Annotated in this window: 1 pseudogene; it reads left to right on the top strand. The window is 41.1% G+C overall.

Annotation, left to right across the window (positions count from 1 at the left end):
* Nucleotides 1-87, top strand: a pseudogene (locus tag AACW06_RS20230) (SAM-dependent methyltransferase); the annotation flags it as partial.
* Nucleotides 88-338 lie beyond the last annotated feature (251 nt).

The raw sequence follows: 338 nt of genomic DNA on the forward strand, positions 1-338 counted from the left end.
TTGAAGTATCACCTTTCTACATGTGCAGAACCATCATTGCTTGGTAGTAGTAATCATGGTTTAGTTATTGCGAAAAAGTGCAGTTAACAAGCAATTTAAGAGGGATTCTCAACGCTTGGCATTTTTGTCTCTACTTCAAATTTAGTGTTTATGGCACAATGCTTTAGGTGTGGGTGGTAGCGTTGTTCACCCCTTAATTGGGCGTTAGCTTGGGTTAAGAAAAACGGTGAATTTAGGGTGGAAAGGCTTTCGGTTTTCTAGCTACACACCGGACAAATCTCAGTTTCTCAACTATCTCGCCAGTGGCACTTTTCGGGAAGTGTTTGAACTTAACGAAG

Origin of the sequence: Vibrio sp. S12_S33 (assembly GCF_963889785.1) — a bacterium.
GTDB lineage: Bacteria > Pseudomonadota > Gammaproteobacteria > Enterobacterales > Vibrionaceae > Vibrio > Vibrio aestuarianus.